A 21,028-nucleotide genomic window follows, 5' to 3' on the forward strand; every position below is an offset into this window, starting at 1 on the left:
TTTTTTTTAGACTAATTCTTCTGTTTTGAGTTTTGAACCTAGGAATTTAGCGAGTTCGAGCATGCCATATTTTCCGGCAGCTTGTTCAGCATCAGAGTTATAGTTCGTATTTGTGTTCACATCGTAGGTGAAAATGTCACCAGCTTCATTTCGGATGAATTCGATGCCGGCTACGGTGATTTGGTTTTCTTTTAGGAATGCTTCGTACTTTTCAATGATTGGGTCATTAAAGTCTTGGACAATTTGGAATTTCGGTTTTTCTTCGACTTCTTCTCCTACTGGACAGAAGAGATCCCCGATTTGGCAGGCATCTGCAGGACAAAGTTCGAATCCTTCTGATGTATCCACTTGCACAGCATAGACAAATTTCCCTCCGACGAATTCACAGCGGGTTATAAACGGCTCAGGGGCCTTGATGTATTCCTGAATCAAGGTGATGCCATCTACCGGTTCATCGAAATCAGGACCTTCTAGATAGCCTTTTAGGCCCTCAATAGAGTGGAACAATTGGACACCGAGCCCTTTTCCAGCTCGATTGTGCTTAGTAATAAATGATTCTGCGCCAATTTTCTCTGCGGCCTTCAATATATTTTCCTTGCCAATTGCAGCAATTGTTTTCGGTGTGCGAATGCCGGACTTTGTCAGGGCCGTATATTGATTCACTTTACTGACCTCTAAGCGAAGGGCGCGGCTCCCGTTAAATACCGTTCGGTCATGCTGTTCAAGCCAGGCAAGTACAGATTCTGTTAATTCTGGTGCATACCGATGACCACGTGTATGGGATGATGCACTCATGCGGCTGTAAAAGACGCCCTCTGGCGGAGTTTCTGTAAGATTGACGAGCCCTTCGTCAAGATGCCACTCTTCGTATGGTAATTCCAGTTCATTTAAACGTTTCGTTAAATGGGCAGTCCATTCACTATTTTCATGGAGAATATAGATTTTACTCATCATGATGCCTCCTTCAAAATTGGTTAAACTGATGTTTTTTGGCGTTTTGCTTCAACAAGAGGCTTAACCTGCTTGGCGAAGCGTTCCATCTCTTCAAGCTGCGGCGAAAATTGCAGTAACAGCAAATCTACTCCTGCTTCTTCGAAAGCAATGATTCGATCAGCAATTTGTTCAGGCGTTCCAATTAGATTCGGACGCAGCCCACGGTTAGAAACAGAATAATCGAACAGTTTAACTTGCTGTTCAAGTTGTGATTTGCTGATAAAGTCGTTATATCCAGCATAACCGCTCGATTCCTTCACATCTGTGATTCTTGCAAGTTCCGCAGCGACTTCTTCTTCTGTATCACGGCAGACTACGTATGCAGCTAAGCCAAAAGCTGAGAAAGGTTCACGGCCTGCTTCTGAACGCTGTTGTTTCATGCCTTCAATTTTCGTTGTAATTTCTTCAACCGTTCCTCCATGCATCACGTAGGCGTCACATTTATTAACGATCGTCTGTTTCCCGCGCGGACTTTCTCCGCCTGCATAGAGAATCGGATTGGGACGCTGAACCGGCTTTGGATGTAAGTGAGCATCTTTAATGCTGTAATATTTGCCCTCATATGAGAAGGTATCCTTTGCTGACCATAGTCCCGTTAAGATGTCTAGAAACTCTTCTGTACGATCGTAACGCTCATCATGGGCCGTAAAAATCCCCCCATATTGCCGCGCTTCTTCTTCCCACCATGCAGATACCACATTCAAGGTAAAACGCCCGTTGCTTATATTGTCTATATTGGCAGCCATTTTCGCTGTGACCGCTGGATTATGGAATCCAGGGCGCACTGCCGTCATAATCTCAATTTTTTCTGTAACCGCTGCTAGAGCTGCAGCTGTTGACCACGCTTCAAGCGAATCATGTTCAGGACCTTTAATATCATTTAAATTTAGTTCTGCTACCAGTGTAGTATCAAATCCTAACTTTTCTGCAGCTAACGTTACTTGTTTTGCATACTCAAAGGTTGCAGGCATATTTTCATTTTCTACATTCCTTAACCATCCGCCGAATATAGGCAGCCAAAAGCCAAACTTCATGTTCAAAACCCCTTTGCTTTTATTGGTATAACAGAGGAAAGACAACAAAAAAACTCCTTCGATAAGAAGAAGTTTGCGCAGTAGCCTTCACTTATCTTTCAGAGCATATGCTCCGCTGGAATTGGCACCATTCTGACATTATGTCAGCGGCTGCCGGGTTTCATAGGGCCAGTTCCCTCCACCTCTCTTGATAAGACACTATTTAATTGGTTAAAAGATAAACTAATCCTACTATAAAAGTCGGTTTACCGCAATGAATAATTCTAATTATTCTAAATTTAGTTTCTCAGCAACAATCGTATATGTTTTCGGAATCCCAATATCATGCACTTTATGATTTGGTTCTTCCTCTAACACCTTTATCATTAAGCCTGATTGGCCAATGGCTGTAATTAGCTCACCAAGCGTCCACTTCCGCTGAACTACTTGTGACAAGCTTTTTTGTTCCTCATCAGGCATATGTTTTGTGAAAGCGACTTGGTTTTTTTCAATAGATGGCTCAAAGTAATTGCTGCTGACTTTATGTTTTTTACCACTGGACGTGATTAATTTGGTCGAAATCGGATGAAATTCATGCAAAATGAAAAGACCGCCGGGTTTTAATAGAGATTTAATCTTCTCCATTAACGGCTGCAAGTCAATCATATAATGAAGAACACCAAGTTCCATCAGGACAAGATCTGACCCTTCACTATCAGGTAATGAGAGCACGTCTGAAACAATATACTCGACTGAAACGTCCGCCGCATCAGCCAGCTCTTTAGCGAATGCTGCATTTTCTTTTGAAAAGTCAACTACTGTAACCCTCGCACCGAGAATCGCCATCGCCACTGCTTTGACACCATTTGAGCCCATCAAATGCATCACTGATTTCCCTTGAAGATTGCCCATATACTGATAAAAAGGTTTGAGTCTCCACTTAGGATTTTGCTTAATCTTTTCAACAAGTGCTTCAGGTTTTCCATAACGATTTAAGAGGGCACTATAATTGTTCTGGTTCCATGCTTGTTCATTTTCAGCTGTAAACCCCTGCTGTTCTTTCGCTAAAAAAGCATGAATTTGGTCACTGTAACGCGCCATTTCTTCGTTATAAAAGTAACTATAAAGCGAACGGCACCAAATGTTTGTCTGATTTAGTTCTACTGATATCCGATATGGATCTGTCTTAATGGTTGTATTGAATTCACAACTTATGTAAATAGTAATGGTATCAATCGTAAAACTGAAAACAGCTGATTCTGGACTGCTGCTAATGTCTGTCGGTGAATACTTAGTAAATATTTTTTTCGCTTCTTCTAAAACATCCCATTGGACAGACGCTTCGATTATTGGTTCTTCAGAAATGGATGCACCTTGGACCCTTAATGATGCTTGTCCTTTAAACTGATACGGAATTCCTGCTTTTTCTAACTCTGTGCCTATCATCGTAACTGTCTTTAAATACATAGAATCCTCCAAAAAGTTATTTCACTAGTTGATGTTGAAACGCATAAATTACTGCTTGTGTACGATCTTGGACCTCAAGCTTATTTAAGATATTACTCACATGTACTTTCGCTGTTTTGACGGCAATAAATAACTCATCAGCAATTGCTTGATTCGTTTTCCCTTGCGTCATCAAAAGTAAAATCTCCATCTCACGATTCGTTAAGTGTTCATGGGGAAGTTTACTAGCATGACTACGCATTTTTTTCATCATTTTATCTGTAACCTCTGGCTCTAATACGCTCTGACCATGGTAAGTTGAACGAACCGCATCTGCAATTTCACTTGCCTTTGACGTTTTAAGCATATAGCTTGCTGCACCTGCTTCGAGAGCTGGATAGACCTTTTCATCATCTAGAAAACTTGTCACAATAATAATCTTTGCTTCCGGCCAGCTTTGCATAATGTTTCTAGTTGCTTCTATCCCGTCCATTTCCTTCATGACTAGATCCATTAAAATAATATCCGGACGTAATTCAAGGGCTAGTTTGACACCCGCTGCTCCATCATCTGCCTCAGCTATTACGGTAATATCAGGCTGTGCAGATAAATAAGCAGTCACTCCTATTCTAACCATTTCATGGTCATCCACAAACAAGACACTAATCATTTAGGTATCCCCCTTAGTCTGTAGTAGTGGTATTTTGACTTCTAATCGTGTTCCATTTCGAGGAACACTGACAATTTTCAGCGATCCGCCTAGCTCTACAGCTCGTTCGTTCATATTCTGCAGCCCATAGGACCCTGTCCTCGTTTGATCGAATTCAAACCCGATTCCATCATCTACAATGCGTAAGATGACCAGCCCGTCACGCTCAATTAGCAGCACATCGATACTATTTGCCTTGGCATGCCTTAATGTATTAGATACTGATTCTTGTAGAATTCGAAATAGATGATCTTCTATCCCCTTATCAAGTTGAATAGATTCTGTTTTCCACTCTATTTTCATCGGCACCTTCTGAGCTAATTCTTCTAGAAGCTCTTGGATTCCTTCTTGCAGAGATTTATTCCTTAATGGTACAGGTCTAAGATGTAAAAGCAATGCCCGCATTTCCAGCTGTGCTTGATGGATAATTCCTTCCACAACCGGAAGTTGTCGATCCTGGCCATTGTTTTCGGTAATGGCGGACATCATCATGGAAGCAGCAAATAACTGCTGGCTGACTGAATCGTGCAGTTCCCTTGCCAAACGGTTTCTTTCTTGAGATACAATTTCCTGAATCCGCTTTTCCTGATCTTCTGCCTTTTCAGTAGCAAGCTTCTGCGCTAACTTTGCCTGCTCAGCTCCAAGCTTTTGAATCTGCTCTGCCTGTTTGGCTATTGCTTTGAACTCCAGTAAGGAATAATCATCAAATGACTGAATAGGCCGGCCTAATTCAACTAAATGCAAATCATCACTAAGCTTATTCATTTGTCTGCGCCAGTATATTCCTGACAATATTCCATATACAATTCCTACAAATAGAAGGATACTCGGAAAAGCAATGATAAATGACAGATTAAGCAGTTTCATCTCCCAGAGATTTCGCCAGTTCTCTAAAGGATAAACGTAGAAGACAAGAGCTGGAACTACAATTGCGGTTATGAGCGCAATACCAAAAGCATAGACAATCTGCCGAGTCATCACATTCATACCCGATTCACCTCGATATTGCCAATGAAGACGGAGGTGATAATGGTCACTTTTTGAACAGCCTTATTGAAACCCTCTGTTTGGCAGGAAATAATCTGATTATACATCCGCTTTTCATGATTCTGAAAGATGACGGCTCTGCCGATTACGACTGAGTGGTGAAGGTTCACTTCAACATCATACGGAATTTTAATTTTTAGGTTTCCCACCATGCTTCTTATCGAAATAATGGTTTCACCTTTTGGCAGAATTGTATTACTTAAATCGATAACTACATCACCAATTCCCCGTTGAATATTGACATTATTCCATTCGTAGACTGACTTTTGGGTTTGCTGCGACCCTATTAGTTTATTACTGAATAAATAACTTGTTTTAATCAACTGTTCTTTTTCTTCGGTATTTTGATTAGGTTCAGTCAACATCAACTGTACTTTTTCAGGATTTTGTTTAGATAAATAAAAACCATAGAGGGCATATGCAAGAATCACGAGGAGAAAGAATTTGAATACGAACATATTTAACACAATGAAAATCGTGCTGAATACGCCAATGAAAAACAGTATTTTCCCTATTTTTCGATGGTATTTTTTTTACCTATAAATAAGCAGCCGATGGAGAGGGCTAGGGTGTAGATAAGTCCGCCGTCAAAAAAAACAAGTTCCATAATAAGCGAGATAAGGCCAATTAAAAAGATCCAGCTGATATAATCTGTGTTTACTTGTTTAAACATCCTGATCCTCCTCTCTCATCAACCTGACTTTTGATTATTCATTACGAAAAAGGCGCAGCTAACTACGCCTTTTAAGAATACCATGATTACGAAATTGAATGTGTTTCTTCTGCTTTCATATCCTTTTCTAGTTGAATAATTCGGGCATCAATACTTTGCCTTTGATAGTTTGAGTTAATTCTTTGCTCCAAATTATCCAAGTAGTTTTCAGTATCTTCAAATTTTCCTGTTGACGAACTTGAAGTACTACCTGCATCGATTACTTGATTCATACGTTGATGAGCATGAGCAAGGTTTTCTTTACCCATTAATTCCATTCTTCTAATGTTCATGTCCTTTAATTTATGCTTCATTTCTCTGTATTTGTACTCCAGTTCATTCAACTGCTTTTCCGATTTTAATAAGGCTTCATTTATTCGGAGGGCACGGGTGCTGTAAAGTTCACTTTCTTGGATAGCAAAGGCCTGTAGTTCTGATTCCCCAGCTTTTTCTGCAATCTTCGCTTGATTCTTTCGTTTCTCAGCTAACCCCTCTGCTTCAGCAAGTTCCTTCGTAAATTCTGCTTTTAATTGATACTGACGCTCGACCAGTTTACGGACTTTTTCAGTTTCCGCTTCAGCCTGACGTAAATATTGATTGAGCAATGATATTGGGTTTTTCTGTTCCATTTTATCAAGCACATTGTAAAAATCAGCTGTTAGTGTTTGTTTCATTCGTGAAAATAAGTCATTCATATTGAACACTCCTCCGCTTTTTTATTTCTTCAAATTTGCCCACTGTTTTTCAAAGTTTGCAAAAGGATCCGATGATTCTTCATTACGTGTTTTTTTGTCTCCGTTCCATTTCTTATACACAAGATAGACGATATAAGCCGCCACAAGTCCCAGTATTGCAGGTACATGTGATACAGACGCCATCAATGCTACCAGCACAATAATTGCCCAGGTAATTTTCGCTCCTGTATTGTCTGTTTTAAGCAATTGTTTAAAGCTGTAATAAAGAATTGCTAAACAGATAATCAAACTGATTAATGGCCCAACATTTGTAAGAGCAATGATCGCTGCAATCCCTCCAATAATGATTAACCCTGCTTTTTTCATCATAGTAACCGTACCTCCTTTCCTTATCTCTATCATAGCTATCTGATGGTTTTCTTATAATGAGCTGCAGAGGTATTTTCACATAGGTCCTGCGACGTATTTCAACTGAAAGAAATAAAAATAAGCCCTGCTGGCATAGTGCAGCAGGGCTCAGAATGACACTTATTTATCTTTTTCGTGAATCACTTCGTCCATTTCCTGATTTGGAACTGCTATCTGTCTTTGCACCCCTTTTTCTTGATGCAGAAGGTTTTCCAGTTCCTTTACCTGGGCTGCTCGGCTTGCCGTGTCGCTTATTGAAATCAGAACGAGCATTATTACCCTGAACCCGTTTTGGCTTTGCTGTGGCCCTTGTAGGCTCATTCATAACAATGCCCTCGAGCTTTCTACGATCAATTTGCATCTCGATACCTTTTTCGATATCTTTTAAAATCGGCAAATCTTTGGTAGCGATAAACGTTACCGCTAAACCATGTTCGCCTGCTCGTCCAGTCCGGCCAATTCGATGAATATAACTTTCAGCATCTTCGGGAACATCATAGTTAAAGACATGTGTAACGCCTTCGACATCGAGACCCCTCGCGGCTACATCTGTTGCTACTAAAAACTGCAGGGTGGCATTCCTGAAGTTTCTCATAACACGTTCACGCTTCGCTTGTGAGATATCTCCATGCAGTTCGTCTGAATTGTATCCAGCACTCTTTAACGCTTCATTTAACACAGAGACCCTTCGTTTTGTTCGACAAAAGATAACCGCTAAGTAGGGTTGTTCTTCATCAATGATTTTAATAAGTGACGCTTGCTTAGCCCGGTCTGTGGTTTCAATGACCACCTGACGAATTTGTTTAACTGTAACCTGGCTGTTTTCAACCGCAATCGTAAGCGGCTGATTCATAAACCGTTTAGACAGAGAAATAACTTGCTCTGGCATTGTGGCAGAGAAAAGAAGGGTCTGTCGATCTGCCGGAATATTTTCAATGATTTCCTCAACCTCAGGCAAGAAACCAATTTGAAGCATTTGATCTGCCTCGTCAAGAACTAGATGTTTCACTTGTGATAGGTCGATTGTTCCTCTTCTAGTATGATCTAACAATCTTCCTGGAGTAGCAACCACGACTAAAATACTGCGTTTCAGTTTTTTCAATTGGCGGTCTACATCTTGACCCCCATATACCGCAAGGACATGAAAGTCCTCAATTTGCTCTGCAAATTTAGTCAACTCAGCAGTTATCTGTAGAGCTAATTCTCTGGTTGGGGTGACAATAAGTGACTGAATATAAGGTGTCTCTGTATCGGTGTGCTCAATAATTGGCAGTAAAAAAGCCAGGGTTTTTCCAGTTCCCGTTTGCGCCTTGCCGATTACATCCCTGCCGGCTAGTATCTCTGGAATTGCCTGCTCTTGAATCGGTGTTGGAGATGTAATCCCCATATAATTCAACATTTCTTCTATTGGTCCATCTATTCCTAGTTCAGTAAATTTCATTTAGTACCTGCCTACTCTCCGAAGAGTTTTTTTCTTCTTACTTCTTTTGCAAGTATACCACGTTTTACGACCTTCCTTTATACGTGTTCTTTGCTAAACTTCCTTATCCTGTTATTGTGCTTTTAAGAGAACTTGATTATAATTTATAGGATTTATAATTATGTACAAACTAATGCATACAGAAAAAAATTGCCGTTTATCGGCAATCTATTCCTCCTTGCCTATCTGATTTAACATGGCAGGGAGGTTTCTATATTAAAAGGAGTGGCATCATGTTTAAACTTAAAGAACGGAACACAACCGTTAAAACAGAAATTATTGCAGGATTGACTACATTTTTGACAGTCGCCTATGTAATTGTGGTTAACCCGCAAATTTTATCAGACGCTGGTGTACCCTTTAACCAAGCTTTTACCGCAACAATCATTGCTACACTGGTCGGGACATTATGTATGGCCTTCCTTGCTAATTATCCAATAATTATAGCGCCGGCTATGGGGTTAAATGCCTACTTTGCCTATTCAGTACTGGGTGTCTATGATATTTCCTACACAGTTGCTTTTTCTGCTGTATTTGTAACTGGGGTTATCTTCTTAATTCTATCGTTAACATCATTCAGGACAAAGTTAATCACAGCTATTCCCGATAATTTGAAGCATGCGATCAGTGCTGGTATTGGTTTATTCATTGCTTTTATTGGCCTTCGATTATCCGGTATAGTTGCCGATCATGAAACGAACTTAGTGGCATTGGGTGATTTCACAGACCCAAAGGTAGCCCTAACCTTGATAGGTTTAATCATAACCATCATCTTGATGACCTTAAACATACCAGGATCTATTTTTATCGGTATGGTCATCACCGCTTTAATTGCTTACTTTACCGGCCTGTTACATTTTGACGGTATTGCTGCCGTGCCTCATTTACCAGAGGGTGCACTGATTACAAATCCCATTGCATCGTTTAATGATGTCATTAATTATGGATTATATGGTGTTGTTTTCTCCTTTTTACTTGTTATGTTGTTTGATACAACAGGGGCCCTTTTGGGAATTGTTCGTCAGGCAGGGTTACTAAATGACGGTAAGCTTGAAAAACCTGGAAGTGCCTTTTTTGCCGATTCAATAGGAACTACTGTAGGAGCAGTATTTGGAACAAGCCCGACTGCAGCTTCCGTAGAATCTTCAGCAGGAGTAGGGGCTGGCGGTAAAACCGGCCTAACTGCTTTAACGGTAGCTGTTTTATTCTTAATCACAGCTTTCTTCAGCCCGCTTGTTGGTGCTTTATCAAATGTTGCAGCGATTACCGCACCAAGTTTAATCATTGTAGGTTGTTTTATGATTAAAAGTATTTCAGACATCAACTGGCATGATTTTGATGAAGCTTTCCCTGCCTTCCTAGTGATTGTCTCCATGCCATTAACATCAAGCATTGCTAACGGAATAGCTCTTGGATTTATTGCCTATCCTATTATGAAAATTGCAAAAGGTAAAATCCGTGAGGTTCATCCTTTCGTATACGTATTCGCTATTTTATTCTTATACCAACTGATCTTCTTAGCAAGCTAATAATGAAAAGATGCAGCCTCATTATGCGGCTGCATCTTTTCATTATTTATTCATTTGAGCAAGAAAATCACCCAATAAATCATCAAGGCTTTCCTCTTTCACTTCTTCACTGCTCTCTTCCACCACTGCTGCATTGTCATTCCAATCAAAATTATCTAATTCAGCATCAGAAACGGGTAAGCGTACGTGAATATCTTCTTCCATTTCTTGATCTTCCACAGCAGGCTGTTCCTGCAAATATAGGGCTTCATCAATCTCTAATGCATTACTAGTCAGAGAAGCCAATAAGGAAGTCGCCCTTAATGGGTCAGACAATATATGATATAAAATGGTTCCAAGCATTGCTTCAGAATGAGCGTGTTTGAGCCAATCCCTTTGGCCTTTACTTAGCTTATGCGGAAGAGGCACTTTGATCATTTCTCGGTCCTGCACAGTTGAATTCCCAACATTCTCAAGCACATATTCAGCTATTTTACTAGAAAAATTTCGTTTTTCTGTTTCTTTTAGCTTTTGGAGCTGTCTTAATACATGGTCGGGTGTGTCGGAGGGAATTCGAAACGTAATCGCCTGACCCCGCTGTATTTCAGATGCAGTTGTCTTTTTCATGCTTTAACCTACTTAGTCATGCCGGATTTTTGAACATCCTTTTTGCTTTGAGTTTGTTCTTGTTTAGCATTTTTTTTGGCGTAATCAGAAATTAATTTATAATAAGCATTTGCCATCATCCAGATACTTTCTTTTTCGTCTTCAAAGAAGTCGATATTATAGCCATCTAAGTTATTATTTAATTTCTTCAAATAATCCTTAAGAACGATTGCTCCTCCACCAACAAAATAACAGATTTCTGTTTGAGAATTTTTCTGCCAAACGTTACGAAGGTGGCGGTATTCTTTCTTAGCCAGTTCACCTAAAATACGATCTGTAATATCATGAACGCTTGTCCGGCTGCCGCGTACCATAATATGATTGCGATCATTTTTCTTCGTAATAATGTCAACAACGTCACGTCTGCTGTCTAATTCCACACCATGTTTACTGCGGATCTCTTCTCTAATAGATTCTAGTGCTTCTGCAACACCTAAATTAAAGCCTTGAGCTTTATCATCATCCACTTTACGGTTTCGAATGACTGCGATATCTGTCGAAAGACCGCCAATATCTTGAATGAGAATTTGTTTGTCGATTAAATCTCTATTAATAATGTTCAAATCATTATCCATAACTAAATTGATATAAGCAGCAAAACCTTCTGGGTATACTTTCACTTCATCAAATTTAATATTCACTTTAATTCCTTGATATTTCGGAGTAACCAAGAACTCTACTTGATGGACAGATCCTAATAATCTTGAACGGTAACCAACATCTTTGCCTTCTTTAACTTCTCTTAACGGCAATCCAGTACCGAGCGTGTAATTGGCATCTACTACATTATTAGCTTTCTTAAAGTTTGATGCGTTCTCATCTTTAACAGCATCAAGAGCAAGTGCAGCAAATAACATAATTAATGTTTGATCTTCCTCAGACTTACTGCTGCCTGGATCCAATTCTGATGGATTATCACTCTTTGTAGCTAGATTTCCTACACGGTAAATCATATTGTTTTCTTGTAATGCTGGAGAATGGACACGAATATGAATTCCTTCAATTGGATCATTATCATTTAAATCTTCAATTCCGATTACCGGACGGTCTGCTATGTCTTGTGCGATGACATTAGGAATATATAACTCTGAATCTAGTTTCCCAAAAAGTGCTTTAATTGCATCATTACCTACATCAATTGCTGCGATTCTTGAATAACTCATTTATTAACCATCCCTTTCTTACCTACTATCTTCCATTTCATTTTATAGTAAATACAGATTAATACAAGAAATAATAGCTATTAAAATCGTCTGAAAATCTAACAAGCTAATTCCTAACACTTGTGTGCAATTTTGTAAACATGTATACATATTTGTACACATGCCGTCATATCAACATGTATACACTTTTGTATACATGTACACACTTTTCGTATACATGTATACGTTTTTTGTATACATGTATACGTTTTTTGTATACATCCATATTTTCCTTGTTTGGACATGAAAAATTATTAATGATTTTTCCTCTCAAATTTAATATTTAAAGAGTAATTGAACAAGATATGGGTATGGTAATAAATGGAGAATACCTAAAGAATACAAGAACTGGAGGGACATATATATGACTAGCCAAAATGATCATCTTCCAAAGCAGCCAGAACCTTGTTGGCGGGACAACCTCCCCTTTCCAACTTTCCCTGCTCTTGAGAAAAATACTACAACGGATGTAGCCATTGTTGGAGGAGGCATTACAGGAATTACGGCTGCTTACTTACTCGCAAATAAGGGCTTATCAGTAACACTAATAGATGCCAGTGACCTGTTAAATGGGACAACTGGGCATACCACAGCTAAAATAACCTCACAGCACGGACTGATTTATGATCAGCTGATTAAGGACTTTGGCGAAGAAAAGGCAAAACTTTATTATGAAGCCAATAATGATGCCATGCACTTTATACGGGACACCGTAAATAAGCATGATATCGATTGTGATTTAACAACGGAGGATGCCTACGTATACGCAGGAACGGACGAATACATATCCAAAATCCAGGCAGAATTTACTGCTTACGAAAAGCTAGGAATTCCATGTGAATATACAGAGAGTATTCCGTTCTCTATTCCATGCAAGGCAGCCGTTGTCATGAAGAATCAATCCCAATTTCATCCGCTGAAATATTTAACTGCGCTGATTTCAACATTGATTGATGCCGGAATCAAGATTTATGAACATACTACAGCTGCTAAAGTTGAGGATGAGGGGTCTAAACATGTTATTCATACGACCTCTGGTCAAGCCATTACATGTAAGTATGTATTGACTGCTTCCCATTACCCTTTTAATGACGAAATTGGACTGTATTTTACTCGTATGCATCCCGAAAGGTCCTATGTACTAGGCATCAAAACAGATGAAGATTACCCAGGCGGAATGTATCTGAGCGCTGATAGTCCATCACGTTCTCTGCGGGACACCATTATTGATGGTGAACGCTTAATCCTTGTTGGCGGAGAAAGCCATAAAACCGGTCAAGGTATACCGACCATGGAGCATTATGAAGCCTTACAAGCCTTTAGCCATCAATTTTTTACCGTAACGGACATTCCTTATAGATGGTCAGCACAGGATCTTATTACCGTTGATAAAGTACCTTACATTGGGGCAGCAACTAAAAATCATCCAACTATTTTAATTGCAACGGGATATGGCAAGTGGGGTATGACCAATGGAACTCTGGCTGCCAAGATTTTAACGGATCGTATCCTAGAAAAAGAAAATCGCTACGCCTCTCTTTTTGATCCTTCCAGATTTGAAGCAAAAAGCCTTAAAAACTTAGTCACCGAAAATGCAAATGTTGCAAAGGAATTAATCAAAGGAAAATTATCAGCAAGTCCTCAAGGCTTGGAGGATTTGTCTATTGGAGAAGCTGCCATTATACGAGTCAATGGTAAAAAATCCGGCTGTTACCGGGATCAAACTGGTCAGCTGCATGTAGTGGATTCAACATGTACCCACCTAGGCTGTGAGGTAGCCTGGAACAGCGGAGATACAACTTGGGATTGTCCATGCCATGGGTCACGCTATTCTATTGATGGCACAGTGCTTGAGGGGCCAGCTGTGAATCCTTTAAAAAAGGTGGATATTTAAAAAGAAGCAGGGCCAAGCCTTGCTTCTTTTCTTTTTTTTGACATGTAAACAATTTCCAAGTCGTATAATAGGTGGAGAAGAACCAGAAAGGAAGGGTACATATTATGACAAACGATTCTCAGGAAGCATGGCGCGCTTTGAATGACCAGATGCATATAGACAAGGAACATACGTTACTTGTAAATGGAGAAGGAATCGTCCAAGCTTCTCCCGATCAAGCAACGATTACTTTAGGTGTCCGAACAGAAAATATTGATCCTGCCACTGCTCAGCAAGAAAATGCCCTTATCGTAGCTAACGTGTTAAAAGCAATGACTTCACTAGGCATTCCCGATGATCAGATTAAAACCACTGATTATCGAATAGAACCACAATATGACTATCAAGATGGAAAGGAGGTATTCAGGAATTATAAAGTTACCCACATGATTGAAATCCTGACCAGCCAAATCAACCAAGTCGGTGCCATTGTGGATACAGCTGTTAAGAATGGTGCGAATTCTGTTTCACATATACGTTTTTCATTGGCTAATCCTGAATTAGTTTACAATCAGGCGTTGTCGATTTCACTAAGAAATGCTTATCAAAAAGCCCTGGCTATTACACAAACCATTCGAACTACCTTAGTCCCGACTCCACTAAAAGTGGTTGAACTATCTGGAGAAACCCTGCCTGTTCTTTATCAAGCAAATGTCTTCAGCAAGGCAGCAGCTACCCCTATTCAACCAGGGGAACTCACTATATCTGCCAGAGTTCAAGTCGAATATGAATATAATTAACAAACTCCAGCTCAAAACGCGCTGGAGTTCCTTTAAAAGACAACTGTTTTATTTTGATGAACAATTACACGATCCTCAACATGCCATCTGACAGCACGAGCCAACACTCGACGTTCAATCGAACGGCCTATTTTCTTCATGTCTTCTGCATTATCACGATGGTCTACTCGATCAATATCTTGTTCAATAATCGGCCCTTCATCTAAATCATTCGTCACATAATGAGAGGTAGCACCAATGAGCTTTACACCTCTATCATATGCACGTTCGTAAGGCCTCGCGCCAATGAACGCTGGAAGGAAAGAATGATGAATATTAATAATTCGGTGTGGAAGCGCTGCGACGAAGTCTGGCGTTAGGATTTGCATATACCTTGCCAATACGATGAAATCTACTTCATAATCATCCAATAGTTTCAGCTGTTTTTTTTCCGATTCATGTCTAATTTCTTTGTTTGCAGGAATATGGTGAAAAGGGATTTGAAGGGATTCGACCAGTTGTCGATTATCATCATGATTACTAATGACAAGTACAATATCGGCCATTAAATCACCGCTTTGCCATTCCCATAATAATTCAAGCAGACAATGTGGCTCTTTTGAGACAAAAATAGCCATTTTTTTCAGACTGCTTACCTTCGATAACGTCCATTCCATTGCAAATTGATCAGCAATCTCCGTAAAGGATGTCTTCATTTGCAATACCTTGTTAGTCAAATCAGGACAATCAAACTCTATTCGAGTAAAAAATGTTCCGCCGTTAGGATTAATGGAATACTGGCTCAACTCAACAATGTTAGCATTGTATTCTTTTAAAAAAGCCGTTACTGCTGCAACAATGCCAGGCTGGTCAGGACATTTGATCATTAAACGTCCCGTATTTGCATGCTTTTCTTTAAAATTATTTAGTTGATCCTTTACTCCCGAAGTCATTTCAACAACTGCCTCTCATTTGTTTTTACTCATTATACTTCATTGCATCCCTGATAAAAAAGAACGCGTGTAAAACTTCATCCTTTTACTGAGTAATTCCGCGATGATTCAGGACTCCTGTCAGCCCTCTCTTAAAGTCTTCAACGGCTTTAAGCCGCCACTCTTCTTCAGAGGGATAAAACATTTCTATATATCGATTTTTCAGAATTTCTTCTGTTGTTTCATTGCTTGAACCTTGATGGAACAGACGATTTTTTCATCAATTGTCTGTTTAAGTGATGAAATAGAAGCAAGCATTCCATTACCTAGCGTCCCAAATTCAAATGTAGTCGAATAAAAAGACTTGTCCGGGTGCCTGCTTTTGATAAAGCTCTGAAAAATATGCGGTATTATCCCCGCTCGTAACGTAAAAGTCCACAGACTCAGGTGTTAATACGAGCGGATAATCAAAAGCCTCTGGCCTCTAGGACCATAACCAGTATGTAAATCAATATGAACAATATTTGAATAGTCACTGTCAAGTGCATCTTGATAAACTTGTTTAAGGAGTTTAGTAGAATCTGCATCTTCCGTTCCGCCATAATAGACTCCTGAAGGATCTGTAAACTGCCCGGTCAACAAGGCATCTTTTTTTGGGTTCCAGATTGAATAGCTTCCCTGCCGATACTACCTAAGAAACCAAGTTCGTGAAGTGTACTATTTCCCAAAGGTTTTGATTTCTCAAAAAATGTACGCAGCTCCGTATAGTCCTTATTTACATTCCTATCAAATGTATTCCAATCTGTGATAAAGCCGGAGAACATGGAAAAGGATTTGCTGTGGTTGCCGATGAAGTACGAAAGCTTGCCGAACAATCTTCCCAGTCATCCAGCTTTATTCAAGAGCTGTTAAAAGAGATTATGATAGAAAAAGAACGAGTGGTAGACTCACTACAGAAAACGGATTAAATTGTTGATGCTAATGTCTTATCTATTGGTAGCTCTGTTACGAGCTATGATGAATTTATGGACCTCCAGCAAGGTATGAACCAACAGCTTCAAGACATTGCCGGACACATTGGTCACCTATCAGCTGAAGGTGGGCTGATTTCAAATTCGATGATCGAATTAAAACAAAAGCATCAGTATAATGATGGCAATATCACTGAAATTGCCACAGCTATTGAACAAGTTTCTGCCACTTTCCAAGAGATATCTGCTCACGTTGAACATGTAAGTCAGAAATCGGAACACTTATATGCCTTACAAAATAAATAATATAGACATTCACAGGTCATTTGACCTGTGAATTTTTTTGCCTATTTTTCAATCTACTATTATCATAAAATACTTTTCTTAGTAACTAAATGGTTACTCAATTATAAAATTGGGTATGTAATTATCAGTCTAGTCGCGAAGGAGGTTACGTTTTTCGAATGAAGAAATCATTGATAACTATTTTATCGACATTATTTATACTTGTTTTGCTTTCAGGCTGTGCTGAAAAGGAACAGCTTGAGGATGGAACTAAGCTGATTCAGAAGGATCAATTCGTATTTGCATCTTCTGGTGAGTTTAAACCATTTAGTTTTGTAAAAGATGACATGGAAGTCACTGGATTTGACGTTGAGGTTGGGAAAGCAGTCGCAGAAAAACTTGGCTTAGAACCCGTACCTAAACGAATTAAGTTCAAGGGAATTGTTGAAGGTGTTAAGACAGGACGTGCTGATGCAGCAGTAGCTAGTCACACGGTCAACCCGCAGCGAAGTAAGCATGTTTCCTTTACAACTCCTTATTATTATTCTGGTCCACAAATATTCGTCCGTCCTGATAGTAAGTTAAAAAACATTGAAGATCTTAAAGGAAAAGAAATAGCCGCTTCAAAAGGCTCTACGTATGCCGACACCGCCGCTGAATACTCAAAGAATATTAAAACCTATGACAGTGATATTACTGCCCTAAAAGCCTTGAGTGAAGGCAGACACGATGCGGTAATCACCGATTTTGTTACAGGTAAGACAGCTATAAAAGCTGGATTTGACATCGTCGGTCGTCAGCTGATTGAGCGAAGCGAGCAATCCATTGTCATTCCTCAAGATAATCCACAATTACTAAAACGCGTAAATACGGCTCTTGAGGAATTAAGACAGGATGGAACGCTGAAGAAATTAAGTCAAAAGTACTTTGGAGAAGACATTACTACAAAACCTGAATAAGACGTATAAACAGAAGGGGAGTTGTCCATTTGCCTAGTTTGTCACATTTTTTCGAAACATTCTTTGGAAAATCAAATGTATTTATAGACGCCATGCTCCTTACCCTGGAGCTCACCGTAGTTTCAATTGTAGTAGGGATAATCATTGGTCTGTTTTTTGCACTATTAAAAGTATCTAATATTAAAATTCTTGGGTATATTTCAGATGTATATATTTACCTTGTCAGGGGTACCCCATTAATCGTTCAAATCTTCATCTTATATTTCGGAATTAGCAGCATCTTTTTACTACCGGATTTTTGGGCAGCATCGCTCGCACTCGCCTTACACAATGGTGCTTATATTGCGGAAATTTTCCGTGGTACCATTCAATCTATTGAAAAAGGACAACTTGAAGCCGGCCGTTCTCTCGGAATGAGCCCCGCTCTGACCTTGCGCCGTATTATTCTTCCGCAAGCCTTCCGTCGTGCTCTTCCGCCACTTGGCAACCAATTTATTATTGGACTAAAGGATTCATCTCTTGCCGCCTTTATCTCCATGGATGAATTGTTTAATGTGGCAACCACACTCGGTTCTAATAACTTTGATGAAATGACCTACTTACTGATCGTTGCGGTATATTACTTAATCCTTGTCGCTATCTTAACGATCATAGTTAACTTAATTGAAAAGAAATTATCCATAAGTGATCGATAGGAGGATATGTAAATGGAGAAAAGAGTCATGCTTCGCATCAGAAATTTAAATAAATCCTTTGGTGACTTACATGTTCTAAAGGATATTGATATGAAAGTACTTGAAAGTGATGTAGTTTGTCTGATTGGTTCAAGTGGTTCTGGTAAAAGCACCCTGCTTCGCTGCTTGAACTTCCTTGAAAAAAGAGACAGCGGACAAATCTTAATCGAGGGTGAAGAAGTTAACCCAGAAACTCAGAATATAAATAAAGTCCGTGAAAAAGTTGGAATGGTCTTTCAACATTTCCACCTATTCCCACACATGACTGTCATTGATAACATCATTGAGGCACCTGTTCATGTTAAAAAGGTCCCAAAAAAACAAGCACTTGCCGAAGCAAAAGAGCTTCTACGTAAAGTAGGGCTGGAAGATAAAGCAGATGTTTATCCAAGCAAGCTGTCCGGCGGTCAGAAACAGCGGGTAGCTATCGCACGTGCGATGGCCATGAAACCTGATGTTCTGCTTTTCGATGAACCTACCTCTGCCCTGGATCCAGAGCTTGTTGGTGAAGTGTTATCTACAATGAAAGAGCTTGCTGAAGATGGAATGACGATGGTTGTCGTTACACATGAAATGAGCTTTGCTCGTGAAGTGAGTGACTGGATTGTTTTCATGCAAGAAGGACGCGTGATTGAAAGCGGTCCTCCGGAGGAATTCTTCACCAATCCAAAAGAGACACGCACAAAAGAATTTTTACAAACAACTGTCTTTTAATAAAACCCGCATCCTAATAAGGTGCGGGTTTTTCTATGTCAAACAGTAAGTCATAAAGGTTTGTCTAGACAATGGATGCAAAAATCTGTCTAACACAACGATAATTTGGTTACTATTTCTATAACCGTATATTTATAAATGACCCAAGATATCGGCTTTAAAGCCATCGGCATGGAAAAAAGTCTGTATTTATGGTATATTCACAGGTAAAATTATAAGTAGAATATTTAAGAAAGAGGTCTAATTATGGAAAATAATTCTCCAAACTTTGTACGAACGATTATTAAAGAAGACCTTGAATCCGGCAAGCATAACCACATTATTACTCGCTTCCCTCCAGAGCCAAATGGTTATTTGCATATCGGGCATGCAAAAGCGATTATTCTTAATTTTGGTGTAGCCGATGAATTTAACGGAGAGACTAATCTCCGCTTTGATGATACGAACCCAATTAAGGAAGATGTCGAGTATGTAAACTCAATTAAAGAAGATGTCGAGTGGCTTGGCTATACATGGGACAACTTGTTCTTTGCATCAGATTATTTCGATGAGATGTATGAGAGAGCACTTTTACTGATCAAAAAAGGATTAGCCTACGTAGATGATCTTAGTGCAGATGAAATCCGCGAGTATCGCGGTACACTCACTGAACCAGGTAAAAACAGTCCATACCGCGATCGCTCTATTAATGAAAATCTCGATTTGTTCGAAAAAATGCGCAATGGTCAATTTAAAAACGGCGAAAAGGTGCTGCGTGCAAAAATTGATATGTCTTCCCCGAATATTAATTTACGTGATCCAGTTATCTACCGTATTTCTCATACAGAGCATCACAATACAGGCGATAAATGGTGTATCTATCCAATGTACGCCTTTGCTCACCCGCTTGAAGATGCCATTGAAGGAGTAACTCACTCCCTTTGCTCACTTGAATTTGAGGATCAACGTCCTCTTTATGATTGGATCGTCAAAAATTGTGAAATGCAGCACACTCCAAGGCAATATGAGTTCGGCCGTTTGAACTTAACCAATACGGTAATGAGTAAACGGAAGCTCCGCCAGTTGGTTGAAGAAGGATATGTTGACGGCTGGGATGATCCACGGATGCCGACTATTTCTGGATTAAGACGCCGCGGTTATACTCCAGAAGCTATACGTAACTTCTGCCAAGAAATTGGGGTTTCTAAAGCATATGGTACGATTGATTCACAGATGCTTGACCACTTTGTCCGTGAAGATTTGAAATTGAAGGCTCCACGTACTATGGGTGTTCTAAAACCACTTAAAGTCGTGATTACGAACTATCCAGAAGGTGAAGTAGAATGGCTTGAAGCTGAAAACAATCCAGAAAATCCGGAAATGGGATCTAGATTAATTCCATTCTCTCGTGAAATTTACGTAGAGCAAGAAGATTTCATGGAGAATCCTCCCAAAAAATATTTCCGTCTCTTCCCAGGAAACGAAGTGCGTCTAAAGCATGCTTACTTCATCAAGTGTGAAGAAGTCATAAAAGATGAAGAAGGAAATGTTATCGAACTTCATTGCACATATGATAAAGAAACAAAGAGCGGCAGTGGATTTACGGGCCGTAAGGTAAAAGGTACGCTGCATTGGGTTGATGCTAATCATTCTATCCCTGCAGAATTCCGCAATTACCAACCGTTAATCATGGATGAAAATCCGACTGAAGAAGAGGAAGAAAAAACGTTCCTAGAGCGTGTAAACCCGCAATCGTTAGAAGTCATGAATGGGTTTGTTGAACCAAACATGAAGCAAGTTAATCCACAGGATAAATTCCAATTCTTCCGTCACGGATACTATAATGTTGATCCAAAACACACAACAAAAGACAACCTGGTTTTCAACCAAATTGTCTCACTAAAAAGTTCATTTAAGCTATAA

Annotated in this window: 23 protein-coding genes and 1 riboswitch; of the genes, 9 read left to right on the forward strand and 14 right to left on the reverse strand. The window is 39.6% G+C overall.

Annotated features, from left to right (window positions below):
• Nucleotides 1-6: 6 nt before the first annotated feature.
• The 10 genes from WYK_RS11365 to WYK_RS11405 all read right to left on the reverse strand — a co-directional run bounded on the left by WYK_RS11365 (nt 7) and on the right by WYK_RS11405 (nt 8,464).
• Nucleotides 7-951 (reverse strand): ATP-grasp domain-containing protein, encoded by a 945-nt coding sequence (locus WYK_RS11365; RefSeq protein ID WP_040374615.1) that lies wholly within the window; start codon nt 949-951, stop codon nt 7-9.
• A gap of 23 nt (nt 952-974) precedes the next feature.
• The gene (locus WYK_RS11370) at nt 975-2,027 is read right to left on the reverse strand and encodes an LLM class flavin-dependent oxidoreductase (RefSeq protein WP_040374616.1); all 1,053 of its coding nucleotides are present in this window, start codon (nt 2,025-2,027) and stop codon (nt 975-977) included.
• A gap of 88 nt (nt 2,028-2,115) precedes the next feature.
• Nucleotides 2,116-2,224: riboswitch (SAM riboswitch) on the reverse strand.
• A 70-nt stretch (nt 2,225-2,294) separates the two neighbouring features.
• On the reverse strand, nt 2,295-3,473 hold the full coding sequence (locus WYK_RS11375) for a class I SAM-dependent methyltransferase (RefSeq protein WP_235782489.1): 1,179 nt from the start codon (nt 3,471-3,473) through the stop codon (nt 2,295-2,297).
• A gap of 16 nt (nt 3,474-3,489) precedes the next feature.
• Complete coding sequence (locus WYK_RS11380; RefSeq protein ID WP_040374617.1) at nt 3,490-4,122, reverse strand: response regulator; 633 nt, start codon at nt 4,120-4,122, stop codon at nt 3,490-3,492.
• On the reverse strand, nt 4,123-5,148 hold the full coding sequence (locus WYK_RS11385; RefSeq protein ID WP_040374618.1) for a sensor histidine kinase: 1,026 nt from the start codon (nt 5,146-5,148) through the stop codon (nt 4,123-4,125).
• Nucleotides 5,145-5,666, reverse strand: coding sequence for a cell wall-active antibiotics response protein LiaF (gene liaF / locus WYK_RS11390; protein WP_051387456.1), 522 nt, complete (start codon nt 5,664-5,666; stop codon nt 5,145-5,147). The genes WYK_RS11385 and liaF overlap by 4 nt, the downstream gene beginning before the upstream one ends.
• A 53-nt stretch (nt 5,667-5,719) precedes the next feature.
• Nucleotides 5,720-5,881 (reverse strand): hypothetical protein, encoded by a 162-nt coding sequence (locus WYK_RS24925; RefSeq protein WP_161629128.1) that lies wholly within the window; start codon nt 5,879-5,881, stop codon nt 5,720-5,722.
• 86 nt (nt 5,882-5,967) lie between these two features.
• Nucleotides 5,968-6,615 (reverse strand): PspA/IM30 family protein, encoded by a 648-nt coding sequence (locus tag WYK_RS11395; RefSeq protein WP_040374619.1) that lies wholly within the window; start codon nt 6,613-6,615, stop codon nt 5,968-5,970.
• Nucleotides 6,616-6,636: 21 nt separating this feature from the next.
• A complete protein-coding gene (locus WYK_RS11400) occupies nt 6,637-6,984 on the reverse strand; it encodes a lmo0954 family membrane protein (protein ID WP_326238820.1) in 348 nt (115 codons plus the stop codon).
• A 163-nt stretch (nt 6,985-7,147) separates the two neighbouring features.
• Entirely contained in the window at nt 7,148-8,464 is a 1,317-nt protein-coding gene (locus WYK_RS11405) for a DEAD/DEAH box helicase (protein WP_081704866.1), read from the reverse strand.
• A gap of 272 nt (nt 8,465-8,736) precedes the next feature.
• On the opposite strand from WYK_RS11405, the gene WYK_RS11410 reads away from it, so the two are divergent.
• Entirely contained in the window at nt 8,737-10,032 is a 1,296-nt protein-coding gene (locus WYK_RS11410; protein WP_040374620.1) for an NCS2 family permease, read from the forward strand.
• Between the two features lie 42 nt (nt 10,033-10,074).
• Here WYK_RS11410 and WYK_RS11415 read toward each other — a convergent pair whose 3' ends face one another.
• On the reverse strand, nt 10,075-10,638 hold the full coding sequence (locus WYK_RS11415) for a hypothetical protein (protein WP_040374621.1): 564 nt from the start codon (nt 10,636-10,638) through the stop codon (nt 10,075-10,077).
• 8 nt (nt 10,639-10,646) lie between these two features.
• On the reverse strand, nt 10,647-11,840 hold the full coding sequence (locus WYK_RS11420; protein WP_040374622.1) for a ParM/StbA family protein: 1,194 nt from the start codon (nt 11,838-11,840) through the stop codon (nt 10,647-10,649).
• A 403-nt stretch (nt 11,841-12,243) separates the two neighbouring features.
• On the opposite strand from WYK_RS11420, the gene WYK_RS11425 reads away from it, so the two are divergent.
• Complete coding sequence (locus tag WYK_RS11425) at nt 12,244-13,773, forward strand: FAD-dependent oxidoreductase (RefSeq protein ID WP_040374623.1); 1,530 nt, start codon at nt 12,244-12,246, stop codon at nt 13,771-13,773.
• Nucleotides 13,774-13,877: 104 nt separating this feature from the next.
• Nucleotides 13,878-14,552, forward strand: a complete 675-nt coding sequence (locus WYK_RS11430) for an SIMPL domain-containing protein (RefSeq protein ID WP_081704867.1) — start codon at nt 13,878-13,880, stop codon at nt 14,550-14,552.
• 32 nt (nt 14,553-14,584) lie between these two features.
• On the opposite strand, the gene purU is transcribed toward WYK_RS11430, so the two are convergent.
• Both purU and WYK_RS11440 read right to left on the reverse strand, forming a co-directional pair.
• Entirely contained in the window at nt 14,585-15,484 is a 900-nt protein-coding gene (purU, locus tag WYK_RS11435; RefSeq protein WP_040374624.1) for a formyltetrahydrofolate deformylase, read from the reverse strand.
• Between the two features lie 429 nt (nt 15,485-15,913).
• Nucleotides 15,914-16,102: a DUF2817 domain-containing protein gene (locus WYK_RS11440; protein ID WP_040374625.1), complete on the reverse strand. Its 189-nt coding sequence runs from the start codon at nt 16,100-16,102 to the stop codon at nt 15,914-15,916.
• Nucleotides 16,103-16,302: 200 nt separating this feature from the next.
• Between WYK_RS11440 and WYK_RS25615 the strand changes: the two genes are divergently transcribed.
• The 6 genes from WYK_RS25615 (at nt 16,303) to WYK_RS11470 (ending at nt 21,028) form a co-directional block, all read left to right on the forward strand.
• Nucleotides 16,303-16,431 carry a hypothetical protein gene (locus WYK_RS25615; RefSeq protein WP_235782490.1) on the forward strand — a complete coding sequence of 43 codons (129 nt, stop codon included), beginning with the start codon at nt 16,303-16,305 and terminating at the stop codon, nt 16,429-16,431.
• A gap of 57 nt (nt 16,432-16,488) precedes the next feature.
• Nucleotides 16,489-16,740: a hypothetical protein gene (locus WYK_RS11450; RefSeq protein ID WP_040374627.1), complete on the forward strand. Its 252-nt coding sequence runs from the start codon at nt 16,489-16,491 to the stop codon at nt 16,738-16,740.
• 158 nt (nt 16,741-16,898) lie between these two features.
• Nucleotides 16,899-17,678, forward strand: a complete 780-nt coding sequence (locus WYK_RS11455) for a transporter substrate-binding domain-containing protein (protein WP_040374628.1) — start codon at nt 16,899-16,901, stop codon at nt 17,676-17,678.
• A 29-nt stretch (nt 17,679-17,707) separates the two neighbouring features.
• Nucleotides 17,708-18,373 carry an amino acid ABC transporter permease gene (locus WYK_RS11460; RefSeq protein ID WP_040374629.1) on the forward strand — a complete coding sequence of 222 codons (666 nt, stop codon included), beginning with the start codon at nt 17,708-17,710 and terminating at the stop codon, nt 18,371-18,373.
• A 12-nt stretch (nt 18,374-18,385) separates the two neighbouring features.
• Nucleotides 18,386-19,126, forward strand: coding sequence for an amino acid ABC transporter ATP-binding protein (locus WYK_RS11465; RefSeq protein ID WP_040374630.1), 741 nt, complete (start codon nt 18,386-18,388; stop codon nt 19,124-19,126).
• Nucleotides 19,127-19,372: 246 nt separating this feature from the next.
• Nucleotides 19,373-21,028, forward strand: coding sequence for a glutamine--tRNA ligase/YqeY domain fusion protein (locus WYK_RS11470; RefSeq protein WP_040374631.1), 1,656 nt, complete (start codon nt 19,373-19,375; stop codon nt 21,026-21,028).

It is taken from the genome of Peribacillus psychrosaccharolyticus ATCC 23296 (genome assembly GCF_000305495.1).
GTDB classification, from domain to species: Bacteria; Bacillota; Bacilli; order Bacillales; family DSM-1321; genus Peribacillus; species Peribacillus psychrosaccharolyticus.